This window comes from Moorena bouillonii PNG (assembly GCF_001942495.1).
Lineage (GTDB): Bacteria > Cyanobacteriota > Cyanobacteriia > Cyanobacteriales > Coleofasciculaceae > Moorena > Moorena bouillonii.
Genome location: NZ_MKZS01000001.1, coordinates 5,310,152 through 5,333,661, shown reverse-complemented (window position 1 = coordinate 5,333,661; position 23,510 = coordinate 5,310,152). Strand labels below are relative to the sequence as shown.

The window sequence follows — 23,510 nt, the reverse complement described above, 5'->3', positions numbered from 1 at the left end:
TATAGCAGTCGCCAGGGCAGTTAGGACATGACAAAAGTCTCAAACCTAAGTAAGCGCAAGAGTTTGACTTCTGACTTCTGACTTCTGACTTCTGACTTCTGCTATAATTTACATGAGGCTCTTGGAATAGTGATCACTGACAGTTCTTCATCACAATAAAAATTAAAGATTTTTTATATAAAACTGTAAAATTTTGTGAAGACATTCTTCCTTCATCCTTAATCTTTACTAATGTAATTACTAGTTGACATAAACTCTTTAAGAAGATTGTATAGAAAAACACTGTTTACCCTCACCAGCATAGTCCTAGTCACGAGTATCCTGGGCGCTTGCGCCAAGGAACCTTCCCCCCCTGATACTCAGTCCAGTCTCAGGCTGACTCCGGAAGGTTTGGGTACACTCAACAAAACTAGCAACTTTGATGCTGATACCATTAAGAGTGCTTTGCCCAGTTATACCGTAAAAAAAGAAACCACCTCTGCGGAAGGGGAAACTTACGATATTTTCAGAGCCTACTGGCAAGATAGCCCGGTAGTGGAAATCGATGCCGACATCTCCCAGCAGAAAATCGGCAGGATGGCAATACTAAGCGATCGCATCCCTGGTCCAAAGGATGTGAAGGTAGGAATAGCCTACTCAGCCACTCCTGGACAAGAGAAACTAGACTGCTTTCCAGGTGAGGAAGGGTCCACGGGGAAAGTGATTTGTAGGTTTGAGGAAAATGCCTCAATCCTATACGTATACCAACCGGTTAAGTGGGAAGGACCTTATCATAAGTTACCTCCCCAAGAGGTTCTGACCAAGGCTAAGCTAGATAGTCTACGTTGGGTATCACCTTAGTGCGCAAATAGCAAAAATTAATTACTAATTACCGCTCTTTCAGGGCTGGGGAATTGCTCAATGGTGTTTTTGCTGAAGATTCCAACAGCAAACCATACTCAATGCCTTCCACCACAGCTTCATAGGACGCTTCAAGAATATTACTGGAAACCCCCACAGTTGTCCAGCGTTCTTCTCCATTGCTCGATTCCACTAGCACCCTTGTCTTAGCCGATGTGCCAGCAGCACCATCCAGAATCCGCACTTTGTAGTCAGTTAGATGAAAATCAGCAATCTCTGGGTAAAACTTCACCAAGGCTTTGCGCAAGGCTGCATCAAGGGCTGAAACTGGTCCATTGCCTTCTGCTACTTCCAAAATCTCCTGGTTGTTAACAGATACTTTAATGGTTGCCACAGAATTACTGTAGGGTTTACTGACCCCTTGTAGCATATCGCAATGTATCTGACAGCCTTTGAGTTCAAAGGGATGTTCTCGATATCCTAAAGCATCCCGCATCAACAAATCAAAACTGGCTTCCGCTGCTTCAAATTGATACCCTTCATTTTCCAGATCTTTGAGGCGTTCCAGGATTTCGCGACAGGCGGGGTCTTTTTTATCCAGCTCATGACCGAAACTACGGGCTTTTGCTAATACATTGCTCAATCCCGACTGGTCAGAAATTACGATCCGACGCTGGTTACCAATCTGTTCTGGCTGAATATGTTCATAGGTCAGAGGATTCTTTGCCACCGCTGAAACATGGATGCCACCTTTGTGAGCAAAGGCTGAACGACCCACAAAGGCAGCATGGTCATTGGGAGCAAGATTAACAATCTCGCTAATTAAACGACTAGCTTGGGTCAGTCTGGCCAGCTGATTATCCTCAATACAGCGTAATCCTAGCTTCAACTGTAAGTTAGGAATCACAGAACAGAGATTAGCATTACCACAACGTTCACCATAACCATTAATCGTTCCCTGAACCATACAGGCTCCCTCAGATACCGCAGCTAAGGCATTAGCAACGGCTGTATCGGAATCATTATGGGTATGGATTCCTAACATGGGTTGGAGGTTAGCCGGTTCAAGGTTAGTGTCGGTTGCAGGTTGAAGGTTAGCCGGTTGCAGGTTAGCCGGTTCAAGGTTAGCCGGTTCAAGGTTAGCCGGTTCAAGGTTAGCCGGTTGCAGGTTAGCCGGTTCAAGATTAGAACCTTCAACATTCAACCTTCCAACCTTCAACTGATTTTCAACATTCAACCTTCTAACGTTCAACTCACTTTCAACATTCAACCTTTTAACATTCAACTCTTTAGCTACATCTCTAACAATTTGACTAACTTGATCGGGTAGGGTACCACCGTTGGTGTCACATAGTACTAGCCATTCTGCACCCGCATCTTTAGCAGCTCTCAGGGTTTTGAGGGCATACTCTTGATTGGCTTTATAGCCATCAAACCAGTGTTCTGCATCGTAAATAACCCGACGCCCTTGACTACGGAGGTATTCTATGGTATCCCGAATCATGGCTAGGTTTTCGTCTAGGCTAGTTTTCAGCCCTTCTGTGACATGAAGATCCCAGGATTTACCAAAAATAGTCACCCAGCGCGTTCCTGCAGCTAAAATAGCTTGCAGCATCCGGTCTTCTGCAGCGGACATGTTTGGGCGTCGAGTTGAGCAAAAGGCTACTACTTCTGCTTGTTTGAGAGGTTCTTCTTTGAGCTTCCAGAAAAATTGCACATCTTTCGGATTTGCCCCTGGCCATCCTCCTTCAATGAAGGGAATACCCAATTCATCCAGTTGTCGAGCAATGCGTAACTTATCTTCTAGAGACAATGAGATTCCTTCACGCTGGGCACCATCCCGCAGCGTTGTATCGTAAATCCAGATGGGGTGAGAAGCTGTTGAAGTCATGGGCAGTTAGAATAGTTGAGTTTATGGTAAAGAAATGTAAATTGTAGTTAAGGGTAAGCTTTGATGGCCTAAAGCTTAGTCAAAGGCAAGGCACACAGATAACCTTCCGACATTTACCCGCGCTTAGCAGTGTAGGAAGGTTACCCATCTCTTAAGCCTTGATAGATCAAGGCTTAAGAGATGCAGCGCCGACCTGCGGGGGTTTCCACGGGGCTTACAAGGTGCGGACGCAGGTTCCGCACACAGACCCATGCGCCACTCGCGCTTTGCATCAAGACAGAGGACTAGACCAAACTATCTCTAGATATTTATAAACGCAGCTTATCTAGAACCATCAAACAATAAGAGCACCTTGGTGTATTGCCAGATTGGCTCTGTTCACAACATTAAACATAGCTGCATCTAATTGTATTAAAAAATAAGCTACAGATAAGGAGTAATCTTGAATAATGCCTAAAGTAACAGCACAAGGAAAAAGCTTTGAATGTGACCAGGGCAGTAATCTGCGCAAGGTGTTACTAGACCATGGGGTTGCCCTATACAACGGCAACGCTAAACTAATTAACTGTAGAGGATTAGGAAGCTGTGGTACCTGTGCGGTTGAGATAGACGGGGAAGTATCCGAGCCAAATTGGAAAGATAAAGGTAGGCGATCGCTTCCGCCCCATTCTCCGACGGCAAATCGCCGCTTAGCCTGTCAGACTAAGGTTTTAGGTGATGTTTGTGTTACCAAATATGATGGCTTTTGGGGGCAAGGAAATCAAACTGTCTGGACTCCAGAATCATGAAGTTGCCTATGGTGACTGGAACCTCGGATGTAGTTAAAACCTAGAGCCTGTCGTTATTATAATTAGTGATGCAGTAGATAAAGGCGATGGCATTTTATGAGTGTTGCAGAAATCAAAGAAGCAGTAATGAAACTCTCTACGGGAGAGTTAACATATCTGGTTAAATGGCTTGATGAATTCTATGAATCTCTATGGGATAAGCAAATTGAGGAAGACTTTGAATCTGGCAAGCTAGATCATCTAATTAAACAAGCAAGGCAAGAATTCAAAGAGGGAAAGTGCCAGGAAATTTAAAGCATTTCACTACTTCACTGAATCCAGCAACAGTTAAAATCTAAGAAACAGGAGGTCATAAATGGTTGCTGTTAATCAAATTAGACAAACGTTAACCCTAGCGGAATTTTTAGAACTTCCTGAAACCAAACCTGCTAGTGAATATGTCAATGGACAAATTCAACAAAAACCTATGCCTCAAGGAAAGCACAGCATCCTTCAACGGGAATTGAGTTTTGCTTTAACACTCGCCTTAAAGCCAGAGCGAACTGCCCAGGCATTCCCCGAACTGCGGTGTACCTTTGGTGGCCGATCAATTGTCCCAGACGTTGCCGTCTTTCGTACAGAACGGATTCCTCGTGATCATGATGGCCAAGTGGCCAATTCGTTCAATCTACATCCAGATTGGACCATCGAGATCTTATCCCCCAACCAGAGCCAAACCAAAGTTATTCGCAACATTCTCCATTGTCTCGACAACGGTACTAACATGGGGTGGTTATTGGATCCGGAAGAGTCCTTAATATTTGTCTATAGTGCCGATAAATCCCTGCAACTGTTTGAGAACTTAGAGGTGGTGTTGCCCGTGCCAGAGTTTGCCGAAGCAGTGCAGCTTAAGGTGGGTGAGATATTTGATTGGTTGAAAGAGTAATAGGATGCGTTCGCGTAGCGGCTCGTACCGAGCATCGCTTTTCTGGTGGGCATGACTGGAACTGAATCCAGCAACAGTTAAAATCTTAAGCATTCAGCTATCAGCTAATGCGCTACGCGCACACTACGTGAACAGCTATCAGCTAATGCGCTACGCGAACGCTACGGCAACAGCTATCAGCCAAAGGCCTGTGGCCACGCTACGGGAAAAGTTTATGTCCATAGCACACGCTACAGCAACAGCTTTTGAATAAAATAAGCTGTTCGCGAAGCGTGAGCCTTCGGCTCACGGCTGACGGCTGACCGCTGAATGCTTACTTAAAATCTAAGAAACAGGAGGTCATAAATGGTTGCTGTAAATCAAATTAGACAAACGTTGACCCTGGCGGAATTTTTAGAACGTCCTGACACGAAACCTGCTAGTGAATATGTCAATGGACAAATTGAACAAAAACCTATGCCCCAAGGAGAACATAGTACCTTACAAATTCGTCTTGGTACAGCGATAAATGACGTTGTTTTACCGAAAAAAATCGCCCATGCTTTCCCTGAATTAAGATGTACTTTTGGGGGACGTTCTATTGTTCCAGATATTACAGTATTTAGTTGGAATCGTATTCCGAAAACAGAAAAAGGAAGAATTGCCAATAAATTTGAGCTTTATCCTGATTGGGTAATCGAAATTCTTTCTCCTGAGCAATCTGCTAATAAAGTGATCAAAAAAATTCTGTTTTGTCTGAACCAGGGAACAGAATTAGGCTGGTTAATTGATCCTGAAGATGAATCAGTGATGATATTTAAACCGAATCAATTGCCAGAGATTAAATCAGATGAAGAAATTTTACCTGTCTTAGAGAGTCTTAAAGATTGGCAATTATCCGTTGCCGAAATGTTTAGTTGGTTAAGTGTTCAATAATTGTCGGTTGGCGTTTATTTTTTCTATTTATCGGCCATAAGTCATGGATTGAGAGTAATCACAATGACCAATGACCAATTACCCAAGCTTGAAAAGAGCAATGCTACCGGAATCGATATGATATCCCAGTTGAGCAATTATCCCTGTGGCTCGATGCCTGCTGCTCTTAGCTGCGCTGCCAATTTCTCGGCTCGCTGCCGTTCCTGGATGACCAACTCCGAACCCCACAGCAACAGTTCTCCTTGCTGATCCCACCAACGTAACCAGTAACCAGTTCGGTTTTCCCTAGTTCCTTGCCAGATACCCAGAAATAAGCTGATTTCATCAATCCAGTAACGGTTATTACCATCGGGTGGTTGGAGTTGATAACGTCCTGAATCATCTAACCGATAGACTTCTATTTCGCCAGTGTCTGGCTCAAAAATGACATAGTTGGGAACCTGTAACACTTGCTCGTAGTAAAACCACTTGCCCGGAGGATAGGTTGGCTTGTTGGAATACTCCCCAGCTTCAGTATCTGATAGAAATTCCATGACAATAGCAGGAATGTCCCCTTGAAGTCTTGGGGTATAACTACGTTTGACTTCTTCTCTGGGTACTCGAATCGATGGGACATATCCCCAATCTGGGGCTTTGACCACGATTTTGCCATTCAAAGTGGCACAGATGCCATAATTGGTAGTAGTCAGGGCATTAACTGGTAGTTTGCCAGCAATTTCCAAACTTTCTGTCAGAGCAGCAGCCAGGGCTGGTTGATTGATATTATCCACTGGTTCGTCATCAAGAACGAAATCATCAGGTAACTTTTCCCAGGTAACTTCGTAAGTAGCTGTACTAGCTATCATAATTTAGTTCCTCTGCGAGCCTGCTCTTATTATCTGCTCTTATTATCATAGTTAGGGAATTCCAGAGAACTGACGGGGTAACAGTTTACTTCACTAGAGCCCGGAATCGGATAAACCCATAGGAATTTGGCGGTTCTCCTGGTGCAGTAGCTTCGGGCACATCTCCGACTTCGACAACCACAACTCCATTTTGGTTGACAGGTACATTACATCCCGCTGGCACTGAGGTCCCTGGTGAGTAATAGCGACCGCGATCGCTATCGGGGATATTAGTCAGATAGATGTTCGGTTCAGCTAAACCACTGCTGGGTAAAGGATCGGTACTCTCGAACAAGGCAATCCCGACATCACTAGCTGGGAAACCAGCAGTTTGGTTGAAGGCATCCGGAATAAAAGTAGTTTCTGCTGGAACTCGGTCACAGATACGCAGGCTCTTGGCGTAATTGCTGCCATTGGAAAGGAAGTACACAGTATATTCCAACTCATCCCCTGGCATCACTGTGCCAGAGTTAATTAATCCCCGCAGATAAATATTGGGATTGGGCCAGTTAGGATCATTATCGTCAGGAGCGCGATCGCTTCCGACGTGATTGTCAGTACCAGGACTATCAATACCATCAACAAAAGGTGAGCCAGATGTGGGTAAAGATTCCCAAACATTACTGTCTTTGCGCTTGATAGCGGTAATACGTTTGACCAGGATCACGTTGGGGAGGCTTTCAACATCAAACCCAAAGTTAATGTCAGTAACAGCAGTAGTACTCACCTCAATCGGTATATCATTAGAGGTTCCTAACATCAACCCATCCGGGATCTCAGTATCGTTGGTATCGACTTGCACAATGTATTTCCCTGGCTCTAAGCTGGTGAAGCTGTAATTGCCACTATTATCAGTATCAGTAGTGGCTTGTTGGGTATCACCAGCATCGATAACATCATTACTGTTAACGTCTTGGTATAGTACTACCGTAATGTTGGCAGGTAAGGTAGATTCACCATTGTCGAAAGTATCGTTTTGGGGATTGTCGTCTTGGTAGAGAGTACCGGATATTTCACCAGTAGATGTAACCGGAATAGCAATCATCCCCACATCGAGGTCTCGATTGTCTTCCGATGCACCCAGAGCAAACACTTCGGTATATCCCGTAGTTGGATCAGCATCAGAATCAATCGTGTCATCATTGCCCACATTTTGGAAACCAATTTCATAGTCAGATGGGGCAATAAACTCTAAGAAATAGTTTCCTGCTGCTAAGCCAGAGAAGGAGTAGAAACCAGGATTACCAGCCACATCGTTGCTAGTCACTGTAGTGGCAACTAGACTATCATCCCCGCCACCAGGCTGACCATCTCCACCAGGGTTATAAATGTTGACCGTCACACCATTGAAACCCAATTCACCAATGTTTTGGAGTCCATCACCATTATTATCAATCCAGACAAAATCACCTAAGATCGGCTGAGGTACTATTCCTGCATCTACATCCTGGTTACTGTCTCCAGCATTCAAGGTAATATTACCCGTTTGTCCAGTAGCATCAGCATCCGAGTCTAGAGTGTCATCACCCTGGTCTTGGGGAGAGAAAGCATGACTAGGGGGCGCTATGAATTTTACATAATAGGTGCCTGGTGTCAAGTCCCGGAAGCGATAGAAACCAGGATTATCATTGAAGTCATTACTGGTTTGGGTCGAGTCGATCAGAGTGTTAGCAGTATCATAAAGTTCAACAGTGACGCCATTGACACCAACTTCACCCCCATCTTGACTACCATTGCCATCCGTATCCAACCAAACGAAATCACCTAAACTAGCGGTAGCTGGGTCTACAGAAGTTAGTCCAGCATCGAAATCACTCGTGTCTGTAGTCTGGTTAACACTAAAAACATTTGTCTGTCCAGTATTGGGATCCGCATCGGAGTCAGCGGTCTCATCACCACCCTGGTCTTGAGGAGAGAGATTGAGGTTGTCTGGGGGAATGAATTTCAGAAAGTAATCTCCCGCTGGCACGTTCGAGAAAAGGTAAACCCCATCATTACCGGTACCATCGGGAGCAGTTAAGGTAAACCCATAGAAACTATCGTCACTGGTACCAGGTTGACCATCACCTCCATCTTGCCACAACTCAACCCGCACCCCATTGATACCCAGTTCACTATTATCTTGAATCCCATTACCGTTTTGGTCATCCCAGACTAAGTCTCCAATGATGGCAGGGGTGGGGGGTTGAATCACAATGCCGACTTTGGGGGGTTCTGCGGGTAACAGGGTAGCTGCGGCACCGGATTGATCCGTTCGTGTCGAGACGAAAGCAAAGGAATTCCAGGCAATCTCGCCGTTGGTTGGTGCTCCAGCCGGTGCTCGCATTGGCCAGTTGAGGACCACCGACTCTAGGGGGTCGAGAACTAGGTTGCCCAAGTTAAACCTCAGAGCGGTGACCGCACTGGGGTCACTGGGAAAGGTAGTACTCCAGTCATTGACGCAGCCACTAGGCCAATTAAGGTCTTGACCATCACTAGGATTGGGACGGCAAGGATTGGAGTTGGTGGTGTATTCAACCGTAACACCAGGAATTGCCACGGTAACCGGACCAGCGAGATTAGGACGCCATTGGGAACCCCTGGCTGTACTAGTATTGAGCACTTGAGTATCACCGATGGCAGGCAACATATCGACTACAAGTATATTAGTCATCGGCACCGTGCCTTGATTGGTGATCGTGAGCTGGTAATCTACCTGTCCCCCCGGAACCGTGGTGCCACTAGTGGAGAAACTGGTATCGACCTCACCCTGAACTACCTTTTGTGAATCGAGGGTTGCGATGCCAGCTATTTCAACGTTTGCTGTTCTGCGACAAATCGTCTCATCGGTGATGCCATCCCCATCCACATCAACCGTATCCTGAGTTCTGCGGTTATTATTGTTGCAATCGAACACACTATCGTTGGACATGATGAATAATTCATTAGTCAACGAACCTGTACTCACGCCCTGCTCAACCACTGTATCGACATAGATTCTCAGCCACCTATTCTCTGGTATTTGGGTTCCTGTAATTTCCCAACGCAGCAACGTGCGACCGGTGCCGTTGTAGTTTGGAATGGCCTCGAAGTTGATGGGAGGGTCAGCGGGCAAACTACTCGATCCCCCATTGGTAAACCTCCAGGCACCCCCATACTCAAGCCCTGCTGGCAGTAAATCGGCAATAATGGGATTGACATAATCTGCGGTAGCGCTCGACTCGTTGCGAAACTGTAGCCGAAATTCTATGGTGTCACCAGGAGCATAGGGTCCACTACTAGTTTCGTCTCTTTTGTTTGGATTTACGATGGCTTGTAATGCCGAGATTTCTGTCTCTTGGCACTGTTCCAGGGGGTCTGTTGGTGAATTGGGCGTCCAAGTCAGTTGGGCACAGTTTTTGATCGTCTCCCCAATCTCGCGGTCAGGCTGAACCTCTACAAACAGTTTTGGTCTATTACTGCCTCCTGTAGCTTGAAAACCGGTACATTGGTGTACTCGAACTCAACCCCTGTAATGTATTCCCCTGCTCCTAAGGTGATGTCCGTCCCAATGGTGAGGGTGGTGTTCTGAGGGTGTGAGGTACCGGCTGTCAAGGGGTTGAGATTAGTTTTGTAGCGGACAATCACATCCCCGGTGTAATTGTTGTATCTGCCTGTGCTAATTTTAGTGACTCGCACCTGATCTAAGAGGTTAATCCCATCCTCATTGACTTGATCTAGGTCGTCAGTGACTGTTAGAGTAGTAATCGGTACATTACCGGTATTTCTTGGGTCAAGCCGAAACTCAAATTCATTGCCAATAGCCACCTGACCCGAGAATGATTTAGAATTCAATGTGCCTTGATAGTTCGGGTCTGCAAAACCATGTTCAGCCTCACCATTTAAGTTCAACGGGGTGCCATCAATCAGTTCTCCTGTTGCGGCAGCTGGGTTAATCACAGTACTATTGGCACCACTAGTGTTGAAGGTAGCACTAGGATACTCAACAGAGACTTGTGCGTTGAAACAATTTCTGCCACTCTGAATACTGAGGTTACCGACATTCCAAGTGACAACCCCTGAGTTATGGGTACCCTCATTGGTAGCACTAAGAAAACTTGACCCAACCGGAAGAGTATCTTGAACAACGACATTTTCTAGGTTTAGACCACCCTCAAGATTCTGGTCGTGGCAAAGCTTAATCTCATAGGTCACTGGTGAATCAAGAGCCGGATCACCATTGCTAGGAATCACCCGATTTTTCTCCAATGTCCACTTGTTTAACGCAGCGTTTGAATCGATATCAGAGTTAATGTTTAGAGCATTGGAGGTGGCATTCTCGGTATTAGAACTTGTCCCTTCGGCTAGGTTAGTTGGTTCTATATCGTTTACAGTCGTACCGGGGGGAAACTGGACTCGAATCTCCAAGTTGACAGGGGAACCTGCTGGAATGGGTGAATTATACTCAACGGTAGCCAGTCCTGTATCCTCGTCATAGCTGACAGTAGCAGGACGTCCAGGAAGGATGCTGACATTGTTAGAAGACCAATCAATCTCAGGAGGGAGTTGGTCAGTAATCACCACATCCTGGCAGTCCTCATCCCCACTACAGGAGACCCGGATGGTGTAGATAAATTCTTGTCCTGATGGAACTTCCGTAATGATATTACCATCCGCATCATTAGCCACTTTCACCAACTGGAGTTGGGCATCAGCCCATACTGGAGTAGCGTAACCTGCGATCGTACTGACTAACATCACACTGCCAATCAGTGTATGGCCAGGAAACTGGCAAGGAAAAATTTTCCAAAGAGGATAGGGTAGGCTTTTTGAACCCAAATCGGGTGCGATCGCTTGGAGATAGTTCAATAAAGATTTCATGACTGGCCGCGATGAATAATGAGAATTGAGAAATTAAACTAAAGACGTTTTTATAGACAAATCCGGTATCGAGAGATTACTCAAAGGATAGGAATTAAAACACAAATAAACGGAAACACAAATAAACTTTATGGGCGCACGGTGTGTGCCCAATTGATTGTGCTTTATGCAAGTGATAACCCCCCATAGTTAGTCAGTAAATCTCCCTAGTGAGAACACGGCTTTTTCCTTAATTAGTAGTGCTATTTTTTGTGCGAGCAGACCTTGTCTTGATACAGTGGCTCATGGGTTAAACCCCCATGAGGCCACTGCATCGCTTTTAAGCTTTGCCTAAAACAGATTAAAGCGATCGCACCCTAATTTTTCGCTGGTTTTAACTCTTCTAGTTAAACTATTGTTATTGTCCTAATCTAGGATTGCTTCATTTAAGCTGCTTTTGCCTAGAGATAATTACTGAAATTTCACCTGAAATTTAAAAATTTTAAATTGGTGATATCCGTGAATTACACATCATCATGTTTACGGAAGCAGCTTCTTAACTGGAATAGGATTGACTTAAAAGTTGGAAAAAACTTAAGATCGGGATAAAAGAGGCAAGATCGGGAGGATGGAGAAGCAGAAGTGTTGAGTGGCTTCACAAAACTTAATATAAATAGTTATAGGACTTCTAGAAACCGAAAAATTGCTAAAAACATAGGCTCTCCCATACCTGTGGTGATCAGCTGTTAGGCATTTTTAATGCATAACAGCAAGGCAGAAGGCAGAAGGGATGCATCGCCCTCGTTATAGATTAACAACAAAAAGATGCACCGAGTCAAAACGCGGTGCATCGCTACTCCCTACTCCCTATTTCCTTTAGAGTCTAAAAATTCTCCCGATTCCGATTTGCCTGCTCCATCTTTTCTACAACCAGGTCTATGGGCATCATTCCCAATTCCCCAGCGGCACGGGTACGAATATTTAAACTGTTTGCTTCGACTTCCTTGGCACCAATCACACTCATCACCGGGATTTTAGCCTTTTCGGCATTACGAATTGCTTTACCAAGCCTTTCCCCACTGGTATCGACTTCTGCTCGAATGCCATGCGATCGCATTTTTGTTGCCACTTCCTGAGCAAAAGGCAACTGTACGTCCCCGACTGGCAACAATCGTGCTTGTACTGGTGCTAACCAGAAGGGGAAGTCTCCCCCATATTCTTCAATCAATATCCCAGTTAGCCGCTCCAGGGACCCAAACGGGGCACGGTGAATCATAATCGGGCGTTGGCGAGTACCATCTTCTGCCACATACTCCAAATCAAATCGTTCTGGCAAGTTGTAATCCACCTGTACCGTTCCTAACTGCCATTCTCTGTCGAGGATATCCTGGAAGATAAAGTCCAGTTTCGGGCCATAAAATGCCGCTTCCCCTGGTGCTTCAAAGGATTCCATGCCCAAGGTATCCACAGCACGGCGAATTGCTGCTTGGGCTTTTTCCCAAGCCTGATCGGAACCAATATACTTATCCGAGGCCGGGTCACGGAAACTCAACCGTGCTTTAAAGTTCTTAAGTTGCAGACTTTTGAACACTGACAGGATTAAATCCACCACACTGATGAATTCCCCATCCAACTGATCCGGCATCACAAATAGGTGAGAATCATCCACCGTGAAACCGCGCACCCTGGTCAACCCCCCCAGTTCCCCAGATTGCTCATAGCGATATACTGTACCAAATTCTGCCAAGCGCATGGGCAATTCCCGGTAGGAGCGCAATTCACTCTTATAAATTTGGATATGGAAGGGGCAATTCATCGGCTTTAGGACAAATCCTTGTTCTGCGGCTGCTGCTTCCTCATCCTCAGCCATCATCGGGAACATATCCTCTTTATAGTTCTGCCAGTGACCGGATACCTTAAACAAGTCTACTCGACCAATATGGGGTGTCACCACTGGTAGATAACCTCGTTTAACCTGTTCTTGCTTGAGGAAATCTTCCAAAAGCGTACGCAAAACTGTTCCTTTCGGGGTCCACAGGGGTAATCCTGGTCCAACCGGGTCAGAAAAGATAAACAGTCCCAGTTCCTTACCCAGCTTACGGTGATCCCGTTTCAGGGCTTCTTGCTTACGGCGCTTATATTCCTGTAGTTGCTCTGGATTTTCCCAAGCTGTACCATAAATGCGCTGGAGTTGAGCATTACTCGCATCCCCTCGCCAGTAAGCCCCAGCAACACTTTCCAATTGAATTGCCTTCGGGTTGATTTCACTAGTGTTTTCCACATGGGGGCCAGCACACAAATCCCACCACTGATCCCCCAGGTGGTAAATCGAGATCGGGTCTTCTAAATCTGCCAAAATTTCCAGTTTATAGGGTTCACCCAGTTCCTTGATCCGCTGTTGAGCTTCTTCCCGTGGCACCTCTTCCCGAATTACCGGAAGCTTCCGCTTAATGATTTTGACCATTTCCTTTTGGATTTTCTTCAGGTCTTGCTCAGTAAACGGTTCTGGCTGGTCGAAATCATAATAAAAACCATTTTCAATCCAAGGACCGATAGTCACCTGAGCCTTCGGAAATAGCTTCTGCACGGCCATTGCCATCACATGGGAAGTCGTATGACGGAGCCTTTTTAGGGTTTCGGATTCGCTAGTACGGGGCAAATGAATTTTTTCAGGCTGTTCGGAGGGTTCTGAGTTAACCATCGGTGACTGTTCTATGGAATTGAGTAACGCGCTATGACCGTAACACCAATTTTGTGCTATTCCTCTATGATACAAACCTTGTCAGCCATGCAAAGCGCGAGTGGGGGAAACCACGGCAGTCGCTCATGGGGGGAACCCCCCCAGGTCGGCGCTGCCTTCCCAAGACCGCGCTGCATCGCTAGTTTTTGGGGCAGTACATGTTTCTGGTGTAGTACTCTATCAATTTAGTGTTGAGGGTTAGGGCAAGGGGTTAGGGGTTACGGGTTGGCTTAATGGTTTTGGTACTTAATGGATAGCACAGATGCATAGTACAAGGGTGCCTAATTGGCCAAGGTCCATTTTAGATCATCTCCAGATAATTCCCCTTGATCACAATCTGCCCCATCTGACCATCAATCGTCTTGATGATGGGTATTAAACCGCACTTGATCTTACCCCTCAATTCAATATTGAGGCAGTAGTAGTCTCCCACAAGTGTTAAGGGTTATGTGATAAATTGTAAAAAAATGTAAATATAATTAAGGTAGACTATGAAAAAATAAACAGTTTTAATATCATGGATCAACCCCAGCCATCAACACCGGAGTTACTCAAAACCATATTGGAACCGCTACTAGTAGATTTTGACTACTGGTTTGAGCGATCGCTTTCGTTGTTAGAAACTGAAGATATCACCTTTTTGAGCACAGAGGAACAATCTGACCTACTAAAGCGGGTAAAGCAAGCCCAGCAGGAGGTAAATACAGCTAAAATGCTTTTTAATGCTACCGATGGTCAAGTAGGAGTTGAACTTTCTACCATGATGCCATGGCACCAATTAGTGAGAGAATGTTGGGGAGTGGCAATCCGGTGGCGATCATTGGCATCCGGTGCCTCCGAGTCAGCGGCCTCAGGGAATGACTAATCTTGGCGCACCTAGATTAAGGAAATGATTGAGGATATAGTGGACTACCGTTTGTTAAAGTTAACTAAGCACCTATAAAAAGCCGTTTTTTATCCCTGAGCAAGACAAGGAGTTAAAGACCAACTATTCGGTCGGGAGGACAATACGATGTTACACCTAATTTATCTAGTTGCCTTTACTGTTCTAGCATTTTTAGCAATTGGAAATTTAATTCGCAACCTATTAAGTTTGAGTTTTGATTCCCAGCGTTCTTTCTCAGCATCGGGAAAATCACCCACCCAATGGGGACGGAATCAAGTGAATGCCAATCCATCTCCTGCTAAGTCAGTACCGCACCCGGAACTGCTTGATGATAGTGGCAACCCTATTAATGAACCCCTGTTAGTGATGCGGTCAATGACCGTTGAAGACGCTCGCCAACAGTTAGACGCTATATACAATTCTTCTCCCGGTAACAGCAAGGGGAAGACAGAAGAAAACCAATAGTCTATTGATTTCAGGTTAAGGCTAGACAAAGGGAAAGGGGATAAGCAAAACTATTTCCCCTGACCGAATTCGTTGCTCGACAAACTATAGCGCTGCAAGCCGGGAATAGGGAATAGGGTATAGGGTATAGCGATGCAGCGCTGAATCGATTTTCCTTGACAGACAGCATTCAATTATAAGTATTCAACTGAAATCGATCTGATTTATTTGCCATAGGCAAACCAACTTGCATTAGCGCTGTAAACCCGCGTGTCTCCCCAGGTTTCCAATACATAATGAAACCCCTCTCGATTGACATGAGTTACATCAACTTTTAATCGGAGATTTTCATCATTATCACTATCGATATCGTTTAAAGCAATATAAACCACAGGATCGGAAGAAAAGTTCGTATTAAACTTTTGCTCACCTGATATTCTTCGTCTGCCATCACCTTTTGATAAATTCCCTTCCCTAACAGAAATTTCTCCACTCTCCAGTTTAATCTGTGAACTAGCCACTTCTTCGATACTTCTAGAGATAGTAATCAACTGATTACTATCTTGAGTTAAGTTATTGATCCGTTCAACTATATCTCCCAAGGCGACTGGGTCTGATTCTATAAGAGCATTAAGTTTTTTCTCTATAGTAGAAGCGTTGATATCTAAGCTTTGCACTTTACTATTTAGATAGTTAGCTTGTTTTTGATAGTCTTGAGTTTGGGTTTTGATAGTTTGAGTTTGTTGCTGAAGAACTTGCAGATCAACTCGGTTATCAAATAGAGAGTTATTTATACGTTTGTTGAGTTTATCAAGTTGTTTTTGTTGATCTTTGATATGTCCTTTTACCGAACTATCAACAAGACTAGACATAACTACAAAACCACTGACTGTGGTCAATAGGGTAGTGAAAAGCAACAAGCCAATCACTAGGTGAAATTGTGTTCTGAATTCCTTCCTTAGTTCCTCAGCTATTTTGGGTGAAAATAGTTGTAATTCTGTATAAATTAAAGCTCTGATATCTGTAGAGCGCTTATCCAGATAACTTCGGTAGGTATCTAGTTCTTTCTTGAGATCATCTCGTTCGCTTCTTAGGCGATCGATAGTTTTTTTAAGTATGTCAAAATCATTCATAGTAACCAACTAGCTAAATACCGACAATTCCATAGATAGTAATCAAGTCTCTCCATTGTCAGCCATGCAAAGCGCGAGTGGGGGAAACCCCCGCATGAAGGCGCTGCATCGCTATTTCGACAAGCCCGCCAAATACCCTGTCTTGATGCAAAGCGCGAGTGGGGGAAACCCCCGCATGAAGGCGCTGCATCGCTATGGGCTGTTATAGCTGAAATTGCTTGATTCGCCAACTACAGAGGCTGATCTGATCGCAGCCAGGATAATCCATGGTGAACAGTAAATGGTGATAGGTAGGGGTTTGGCAAAATTATCTCTTATATCATGTCAGGATAATAACCCTGTCTTGATGCAGTCGCTCATGGGGGAAACCCCCAAGACCGCGCTGCATCGCTTAATAAAAATCTCCCCCATCTCCCCATCTCCCCATCTCCCCATCTATCCATCTCGCCACACTTCCCACACTCTCCATTAATTATGGGTATTCAACCAGACTTGATATTACTCATTACCCATTACCCATTACCCATTACCTACTATAGCGGTAGTTGCTCTAATCATTGAACTCTGTTAATTGACACTCCCCGGCCTTGCATACGCGGGGATTCCTAGATCAACGAGCCGCCTTAAACCGCCGTATTCCTATCTTTGACGCCGCCAAAAACAGGACAGTACTTAACCAAAAAACCCGTCAAGACCAAGTTTTTAGTCAATTTACGACAGACCCAGAGGGCGATTCTCCCTAGGCGTTTGGTTACTTAGTTGGAAGTGCCTTATAGAGTCCGTTTCTCTTCCTTTTCGCCTGGTTTCGGTGTGCCCCACCGTACCGTTTTATTCTCAAAGTGTGATTTTTCTGGGTTCACACGTTAACTGTTAATTAACGATTGGGTTTTTAAAGAGGATTTTCCCTACCCTCTGGGCATTACTGTTTTAAGGTCAAGCAGTGGCGGACTTCTCTCCCGGTTGCGCCTCGGTTTTTCAACCTGTACCCTATACTTTTAGTATACTCTGGCGCTAGATAAGCGTCAAGTTTTTGCTAAAAGTTTTTTTTAGGCGACTTTAGTCGCTAGTCACTTTCATCTGGGCTCTAAAGATGCGGAGTTTTCAGTTAATGGTTTTCTAATAAATTTTGGTTCTTCAGTACCTGCTATGCTAAATTTCCAGTTAAATAGCCTCATAAAGCTTACTGTGTAAGGGTTATGAGGCTATTTAACTAATAAAATTTTCTGAATACTGCCTCTTCCCCCTGCTCCGAGGCTCCCTGCTCCGAGGCTCCCTTTGCCAAAGTGTTGATTTAGCATAACAAGTACGGAAGAGCCTAAATTGTCTAATCAATTGAGACGATCAGCATCAGCGAAAGGATTCCAGACTTAATGCTCATGGTCAGGGGCATTACGTACCTTCCTGATTGTATAGGGCAAAACCCCTACCAGCAGAGCAAAGGCTTCATCTGGCAGTTGGGCAATAGTGTTGGCATCAAAACCAAATCCCTCAAACTGTTCAAGAATTTGTTGGGTTCGTTGTATAGGACTTGGATATTCTGTAATTTGTTTAGTCAGTCGAATCCATTGCCGCCGAATCAAATAAGCACGCCGTCGCTCCTCAGCTGATTCTGGAGAAATCAATGATAGATTGCCCACTGGCACTACTCCCTGACAATCAAGATCAAATATTCCTCCTACAGCCGAACCTGGTCCTGCAAATTCTGCATGGTAGTGTTTATATATGATTAGGCCATTGCGACGCCTACTATTAACAATTAACAATTGTTTATCCCGAAATTGCGAGAGAATTTCTGATGGCTGTGAGTCTCTCATCTTGTTCTTGCAGGGGTTCAGGCTTTCCTGGTTCATGCCACTTAGGGGTTGAGGATTGGCGAGACCCTGGTTGTGAGCAACCACCTCCTTTGGGTAAAAAGCTATCTGGTAATAGTGTTGGTATTTACTCTCCATCTCAAACTATATGGCGTAATATCGAGCGAGCAGGTAAGCACCCAAGCTAAAAGCCCCGATCCACTTTCCTTAAATAACTGTAAGTTTTTGAAAATACACAAAACGGAGAGTCAAGTCTTGTTTAACTACCATTTCCAACTATAAACTTGGGTTTAACCTAAGTTTATAGTTATCAAAAAACACCTCTAAATGGCTTCAAGACACCAAAACTTTGTATTGCTAGATACTAGATTATAGATTATTGGTATCAATAGCTACAATTTATCGGTATAAAGCACTTTTGTGGTTTAGTACGGTAGATCTGATGGGATTTACAAGTAGACCGTAGCACAAATCAACTAAATTTCTCCACCAGCGAGGTCTTCAAACACTAATTTTCTTGAAAGCTTTATCAATAACCCCCTTTTTGATCTGTTATCAAAAACGATACTCTGCTACAGATAGTCTGAGCAAAAATAAATAAGTAATTAAAACATATTTGGTTTTTTTTGTCAATGTGATAAATCACCAAATGTAAAATATATCTGTTATTCGTCAGCTTGATAACTCCATTATGACGAAATTCAGCCTACTGAGACAGACTCTGACCCTGTAAACTAAGACCAGCAGGATTAATCTGCTTGTGTAAGAGCAGGCGTTTGGGAAGCCTAAGCAATCCTCCGGTATAGCTTGGTTCTACCCGATGCAGTTCATATCCCCTCTTGAGATAAAGTTGCCTGGCCTGATAATTGTTTTCCAAAACATGCAAGTAGAGGTCTTGAAAGCCCCATTCTAGGGCAGTTTGCTCACAAGCCAATAGCAAATTTTCCCCGACTCCTTGCCGCCGACAAGACTTTCTGACAGCCAGATTGGAGATGTAAAGATGTTGGCAGTTAGGCTTTGGCCAACAATAGCGAGAACGGAGTGTTAGCTCTACAGTCCCAGCTAGCAGCTGACTGGTAGCAGCAGAATCGGGAACGGTAGTGACGGCGACTAAACACAGGTAATGGGGTAAACTAGATCGCAGTCTGTGGCGCAAATCTTCGTAAATACCCAGTCTTAATAGAGGGTGAACCCAGCTGATCAGCCCTTTTTGAGGGTGAAAGCTATCTGCAAGAATATCTGCTAAGGTGCTAATATCCTCAGATTGAGCAGCACGTATAGTGACTTGAGATATACCACCAGCCAAGGTATCTTGACCAGTAGGGACAGATTTATGAAGGGTTAAGAAAGAAAAGCAGGAATCCACAACTACAAAATTAAAATTATTTGGGAATGGTAAACTCTAACTAAAGTATGTAGACTATACGCCGAAGGGGTTCTAAGTTCCCCCCCCCTAGCTTCCCGTAGGTTCAAGGAACCAGTTGGTATATGGCTAAGAACTCAGCAAGGAGGTATGAGCAATTGAGCTCGAAACTAATTACCCAATTTCAGGCCAGGTAAATATTAAGGTAAATAGGAGACATTAAACGTTATACTTCATAATTAATACCTTTTTGACCAGTTTGAGTAAAATCCGCTGACGGGATTAGCAAAGCGTGATTCCCGACCACCTTAAACTAGAAAGTCTTCAACGTCAGGTAGTTCACACACCTTAAACTAGAAAGTCTTCAACGTCAGGTAGTTCACATTATTCTATCGCTATTGAAATATGAGGAATCATAAGACTGACTGGACCCCAATCATTAAGAAATTTGTTGCGATAGTAGGCAAAAATGGTGTGGTTCAACGTCGTGAAGAATTGCTGACCTATGAATGTGATGGTCTGGCCAGCTATCGCCAACGACCAGCGGTAGTAGTGCTACCACGCACTACCGAACAAGTCTCAGAGGTGCTTAAGATATGCGATCGCTATTCTATCCCTTGGGTGGCACGGGGTGCTGGAACAGGATTATCCGGTGGTGCTCTACCTATAGAAGATGGTGTGTTGATTGTCACTGCCCTAATGAAGGGGATCCTGGACATTGACCTGGAAAATCAAAGAATCGTAGTACAACCGGGCTTAATCAACAACTGGGTGACCCAAGCGGTAAGTGGTGCGGGTTTCTATTATGCCCCTGATCCCTCCAGTCAAATTATTTGTTCCATTGGTGGCAATGTGGCTGAAAACTCTGGTGGTGTCCATAGCCTAAAATATGGGGTGACCACTAATCACGTCATGGGGTTAAAATTGGTTCTTCCTGATGGTTCAATCGTGGATGTAGGGGGATCAGTTCAAGAAATGCCAGGTTACGACCTAACTGGCTTATTTGTTGGTTCCGAAGGCACCTTGGGGATCGCTACAGAAATTACCCTGCGCATCCTCAAGAGACCAGAATCAATTTGTGTCCTCCTAGCAGACTTTACTAGCATTGAAACTGCTGGTACTGCGGTTACTGACATTATTGGTGCTGGAATCATTCCTGCGGGTATGGAAATGATGGATAATCTCAGCATCAATGCGGTAGAGGACATAGTGGCAACAGGTTGTTATCCGAGGGATGCTGGAGCAATATTGCTGGTAGAACTGGATGGCTTAAAGGTAGAAGTGGACACTAATAAACAGCGGGTTGCCCAACTGTGTAAACAGAATGGGGCAAGAAATATCACCACGGCTAGTGACGAAGAAACCCGCCTGAAATTATGGAAAGGTCGCAAAGCAGCTTTTGCTGCCGCAGGGAAGATCAGCCCCAATTATTTCGTCCAAGATGGGGTGATTCCTCGCACGGAGTTAGCCGGGGTTTTGAGGGAGATTGAGGCATTAAGCGAGAAATCTGGGTACACAATAGCCAACGTATTCCACGCCGGTGATGGAAATCTACACCCCCTAATCTTGTACGATGAAAAGGTGCCTGGGGCATTAGAAGAGGTAGAAAATGTTGGTGGCGAAATCCTCAAACTCTGTGTGAAAGCAGGGGGGAGTATATCTGGGGAACATGGGATTGGTGCGGATAAGAACTGTTTTATGCCAGATATGTTCACGTATACGGACTTGGAAACGATGAAATGGGTTAATCAGGTATTCAATCCCAAGGGTTTAGCCAATCCAGGTAAGGTATTTCCGACACCCCGAACTTGTGGAGAGGCAGCAAATGCCAGAAAAACCAAGGAATTTGAGTCTATCGAGCGTTTTTAAACCAAGTTTTGTGAGTTAGACATGAGCCTTCGTTATCCAGGATTCAAGAGCTTTGAGTTAGGTTGAGATTAGGGAAAGAAATTTCCTTTCCCTATTACCTTTTCCCTATTACCTTTTGCCTTTTGCCGTTCCCAGTCAGTCGCTGCTTTTCTTGCCAAGCCACAAAACCAATTCCCCACAAAAAACTCAAACTGACAACTAATTCTGAGGGATTACCAAGACTAAGTAACAGCAATACGAAAAAAAAACTACCCACTTGAGCTGTTTGCTGGAGTAGGGAATTCAATCCAGCTTTGGCTTCCTGCTCCAAAGTAATTTTGTTACGGCTTAACTTCATTCTAAAACCAAGAAGGAAAATACCTCAACCGATTGAAAACTGTTATAATTAAAAGTTGAATGAGATTAGAAATTATTGAAATGTGCCCATAAACGACCAATTATGCGACCAGCAATCAGGATCCAGAGCAAAAAATTAGCGGCACCGATGATTAAGCTGGCATAAAATTGGACACCAATGGCACTCTCCATACAAACACTAAAATCTAAGAAGCTGTTGGAGAGAATTAACTGCCCGATTAAACTAGGAATGTAGAGGATTACAAGCAGAGCGATCGCATCCTGAAGGCTCAGGTATACACTTCTCCACATATCCCCTAGTAAAGCTTTACCAAGCTTATCCACAGAAGTCCATATATGTTGCATTAGATTTCTTGGAAGCACAAATGTGATCTGGCCGGTTTTGACACTAAGCCAGTATTCATTTCCACGGAACCGAGATCCGGATACTGATGTATGGTGGTTTGTTGAAGTTTGAGCGTGGTTTCCGCCCCAGTTGCTGATCTGACTCCCCATCTCCCCATTTCCCCATCTCCCCACACTCTATCTCCCCTTGCCCTACTCCCAACCCCAAGGCGGAGGTATCTCACCCAATAGAGAACTGCTATCAGGTATGATGCCCTGTTGCGGTTCGGTGTAGGCTAGATTAATGTAGAAGCATCATTTCCCGGTAGTCTAGATGTCTACTAAATCCAAAATTCATCCGAGAACTACCCAAGTCAGTGACTGGTCAATTGAGCAGTTGCCCGGATTAAGTATTCAAGATCAATCAAAACTAAAAGAATTGGGCATTACCACCACTAGGCAGTTGCTCGACAAGGCAAGCACAGGCCAAGCTAAACAAGCGCTAGCTAACCAGTTAAAGGTTAAGACTCAGTACGTCAATAAATGGGTCGCCCTAGCCGATTTAGCTCGTATCCCTAGCATTGGCTGCCAATATTGTGGACTAGTGTTACATGCAGGAATATGCTCTTTAACCCAACTAGCTCAGACTCCCCCTCACCGCTTGCACCAAAATATTTTACGCCTACAGGTAGCAACCATGAAGCGCCGAGACCTTTGTCCTGGTGTTGATCAGGTGGCACGATGGACTAAACAAGCACGAGATTTAGCTATAGCAAAGGGAACAGGGAATAGGTAAAAGGGAACAGGGAACGAAAATTATCACAATTCATTTAGGTACTCTATCATCATTGGTGATTTGTTGATTGTTAATTGTTATTTGGCATATTTAGGCACTCCTGCTTTATTCCTTAACCAACACTCCATTGAGGAAAATATCAGCAATGCCTTCTGCCATTTCTTGAATCTCTTTGGGGGAGGCATCTGAATCGAGGATGGTATTGTGACTGAAACCAGCAACGGCAAACATGCCTAAGAACACCTGAGCCAAAATCTTGGGGTTCATAGGGCGATAAATGCCTCGCTCAATGGCGGTTTCAAAAAAGGCTTCAGCCACATCGGTCATTTTAATAATCACTTCTGACTGAATGCGATCGCGCAATTCTGGGTGGAATTGGGCTTCCATAAAGCATACTCGCATCAGATCCGCATTCTCACCCATACGCATCATTCGCCGCCGCATCATCTGTGCTACTGCTTTATAGCTGCCCATTTCACTGAGTTCTGTGAGCAAATCGGTGAGAATGTCTACCCAACCCTGGGTGGCGACTTCAATCAGGATGGCCTTTTTGTTTTCAAAATGACGAAATAGGGTACCTTCAGCGACCCCAGCAGTACTGGCTAACTCCCTGGTGGTTGTCCCGTTATAACCTCGACTGGCAAACAAACGTCGTGCTGCTGTCAGGATACGTTGCCTGGTCTCTGTCTCTGACTGAGTTGGCTGATTTATTATTCCCATGGGTGT

The 23,510-nt window shown here is 44.6% G+C and carries 22 protein-coding genes and 1 pseudogene; 10 read left to right on the top strand and 13 right to left on the bottom strand.

Going from position 1 to position 23,510, the window contains the following annotated elements; all coding sequences use genetic code 11:
- Positions 1 to 267 precede the first annotated feature (267 nt).
- Positions 268 to 840, top strand: coding sequence for a DUF1131 family protein (locus BJP37_RS21695; RefSeq protein ID WP_075901886.1), 573 nt, complete (start codon positions 268 to 270; stop codon positions 838 to 840).
- A gap of 28 nt (positions 841 to 868) precedes the next feature.
- On the opposite strand, the gene cimA is transcribed toward BJP37_RS21695, so the two are convergent.
- On the bottom strand, positions 869 to 2,731 hold the full coding sequence (gene cimA, locus BJP37_RS45145; protein WP_075901884.1) for a citramalate synthase: 1,863 nt from the start codon (positions 2,729 to 2,731) through the stop codon (positions 869 to 871).
- Positions 2,732 to 3,180: 449 nt separating this feature from the next.
- Here cimA and BJP37_RS21685 point away from each other — a divergent pair, with 449 nt between their 5' ends.
- From BJP37_RS21685 to BJP37_RS21670, 4 genes are all read left to right on the top strand, one after another.
- On the top strand, positions 3,181 to 3,519 hold the full coding sequence (locus BJP37_RS21685; RefSeq protein WP_075901882.1) for a 2Fe-2S iron-sulfur cluster-binding protein: 339 nt from the start codon (positions 3,181 to 3,183) through the stop codon (positions 3,517 to 3,519).
- A 96-nt stretch (positions 3,520 to 3,615) separates the two neighbouring features.
- Complete coding sequence (locus BJP37_RS21680) at positions 3,616 to 3,813, top strand: hypothetical protein (protein ID WP_075901880.1); 198 nt, start codon at positions 3,616 to 3,618, stop codon at positions 3,811 to 3,813.
- Between the two features lie 61 nt (positions 3,814 to 3,874).
- Positions 3,875 to 4,444: a Uma2 family endonuclease gene (locus tag BJP37_RS21675; protein WP_075901878.1), complete on the top strand. Its 570-nt coding sequence runs from the start codon at positions 3,875 to 3,877 to the stop codon at positions 4,442 to 4,444.
- A gap of 345 nt (positions 4,445 to 4,789) precedes the next feature.
- Positions 4,790 to 5,359, top strand: coding sequence for a Uma2 family endonuclease (locus tag BJP37_RS21670; RefSeq protein ID WP_075901876.1), 570 nt, complete (start codon positions 4,790 to 4,792; stop codon positions 5,357 to 5,359).
- A 137-nt stretch (positions 5,360 to 5,496) separates the two neighbouring features.
- Here the strand turns inward: BJP37_RS21670 and BJP37_RS21665 are convergent, their stop codons facing one another.
- From BJP37_RS21665 to thrS, 5 genes and pseudogenes are all read right to left on the bottom strand, one after another.
- Complete coding sequence (locus BJP37_RS21665; RefSeq protein WP_075901874.1) at positions 5,497 to 6,204, bottom strand: Uma2 family endonuclease; 708 nt, start codon at positions 6,202 to 6,204, stop codon at positions 5,497 to 5,499.
- Positions 6,205 to 6,289: 85 nt separating this feature from the next.
- Positions 6,290 to 9,337 (bottom strand): SdrD B-like domain-containing protein, encoded by a 3,048-nt coding sequence (locus tag BJP37_RS21660; RefSeq protein ID WP_075901872.1) that lies wholly within the window; start codon positions 9,335 to 9,337, stop codon positions 6,290 to 6,292.
- A gap of 51 nt (positions 9,338 to 9,388) precedes the next feature.
- A pseudogene (locus tag BJP37_RS44680) lies at positions 9,389 to 9,532 on the bottom strand (hypothetical protein); the annotation flags it as partial.
- 125 nt (positions 9,533 to 9,657) lie between these two features.
- Positions 9,658 to 11,082, bottom strand: a complete 1,425-nt coding sequence (locus BJP37_RS21650; RefSeq protein ID WP_075901870.1) for a DUF11 domain-containing protein — start codon at positions 11,080 to 11,082, stop codon at positions 9,658 to 9,660.
- 862 nt (positions 11,083 to 11,944) lie between these two features.
- Positions 11,945 to 13,762, bottom strand: a complete 1,818-nt coding sequence (gene thrS, locus BJP37_RS21645; protein ID WP_143727731.1) for a threonine--tRNA ligase — start codon at positions 13,760 to 13,762, stop codon at positions 11,945 to 11,947.
- 556 nt (positions 13,763 to 14,318) lie between these two features.
- Between thrS and BJP37_RS21640 the strand changes: the two genes are divergently transcribed.
- Positions 14,319 to 14,666 (top strand): DUF2605 domain-containing protein, encoded by a 348-nt coding sequence (locus BJP37_RS21640; protein WP_075901868.1) that lies wholly within the window; start codon positions 14,319 to 14,321, stop codon positions 14,664 to 14,666.
- Between the two features lie 147 nt (positions 14,667 to 14,813).
- Positions 14,814 to 15,152 (top strand): DUF2973 domain-containing protein, encoded by a 339-nt coding sequence (locus BJP37_RS21635; RefSeq protein WP_070394201.1) that lies wholly within the window; start codon positions 14,814 to 14,816, stop codon positions 15,150 to 15,152.
- A gap of 203 nt (positions 15,153 to 15,355) precedes the next feature.
- On the opposite strand, the gene BJP37_RS21630 is transcribed toward BJP37_RS21635, so the two are convergent.
- Positions 15,356 to 16,264, bottom strand: coding sequence for an H-type lectin domain-containing protein (locus tag BJP37_RS21630; protein ID WP_075901866.1), 909 nt, complete (start codon positions 16,262 to 16,264; stop codon positions 15,356 to 15,358).
- Positions 16,265 to 16,851: 587 nt separating this feature from the next.
- On the opposite strand from BJP37_RS21630, the gene BJP37_RS39750 reads away from it, so the two are divergent.
- Complete coding sequence (locus BJP37_RS39750) at positions 16,852 to 17,007, top strand: hypothetical protein (protein WP_158069707.1); 156 nt, start codon at positions 16,852 to 16,854, stop codon at positions 17,005 to 17,007.
- Between the two features lie 624 nt (positions 17,008 to 17,631).
- Here BJP37_RS39750 and BJP37_RS21625 read toward each other — a convergent pair.
- Positions 17,632 to 18,213, bottom strand: a complete 582-nt coding sequence (locus BJP37_RS21625) for a hypothetical protein (RefSeq protein WP_075901864.1) — start codon at positions 18,211 to 18,213, stop codon at positions 17,632 to 17,634.
- Positions 18,214 to 18,781: 568 nt separating this feature from the next.
- Entirely contained in the window at positions 18,782 to 19,441 is a 660-nt protein-coding gene (locus BJP37_RS21620) for a GNAT family N-acetyltransferase (RefSeq protein ID WP_081431280.1), read from the bottom strand.
- Positions 19,442 to 19,843: 402 nt separating this feature from the next.
- Here BJP37_RS21620 and glcD point away from each other — a divergent pair, with 402 nt between their 5' ends.
- Positions 19,844 to 21,307, top strand: coding sequence for a glycolate oxidase subunit GlcD (gene glcD, locus BJP37_RS21615; protein WP_075901862.1), 1,464 nt, complete (start codon positions 19,844 to 19,846; stop codon positions 21,305 to 21,307).
- 94 nt (positions 21,308 to 21,401) lie between these two features.
- On the opposite strand, the gene BJP37_RS21610 is transcribed toward glcD, so the two are convergent.
- From BJP37_RS21610 to BJP37_RS39745, 3 genes are all read right to left on the bottom strand, one after another.
- Positions 21,402 to 21,644, bottom strand: coding sequence for a hypothetical protein (locus BJP37_RS21610; protein WP_075901860.1), 243 nt, complete (start codon positions 21,642 to 21,644; stop codon positions 21,402 to 21,404).
- Between the two features lie 65 nt (positions 21,645 to 21,709).
- Positions 21,710 to 22,009: a hypothetical protein gene (locus BJP37_RS21605; protein WP_081431279.1), complete on the bottom strand. Its 300-nt coding sequence runs from the start codon at positions 22,007 to 22,009 to the stop codon at positions 21,710 to 21,712.
- Entirely contained in the window at positions 22,009 to 22,167 is a 159-nt protein-coding gene (locus tag BJP37_RS39745) for a hypothetical protein (protein WP_158069706.1), read from the bottom strand. Before BJP37_RS39745 ends, BJP37_RS21605 begins: the two co-directional genes overlap by 1 nt.
- 155 nt (positions 22,168 to 22,322) lie before the next feature.
- Here BJP37_RS39745 and BJP37_RS21600 point away from each other — a divergent pair, with 155 nt between their 5' ends.
- Entirely contained in the window at positions 22,323 to 22,784 is a 462-nt protein-coding gene (locus BJP37_RS21600) for a DUF4332 domain-containing protein (protein ID WP_075901858.1), read from the top strand.
- Between the two features lie 105 nt (positions 22,785 to 22,889).
- On the opposite strand, the gene BJP37_RS21595 is transcribed toward BJP37_RS21600, so the two are convergent.
- Entirely contained in the window at positions 22,890 to 23,504 is a 615-nt protein-coding gene (locus BJP37_RS21595) for a TetR/AcrR family transcriptional regulator (RefSeq protein WP_070396818.1), read from the bottom strand.
- Between the last annotated feature and the right edge of the window lie 6 nt (positions 23,505 to 23,510).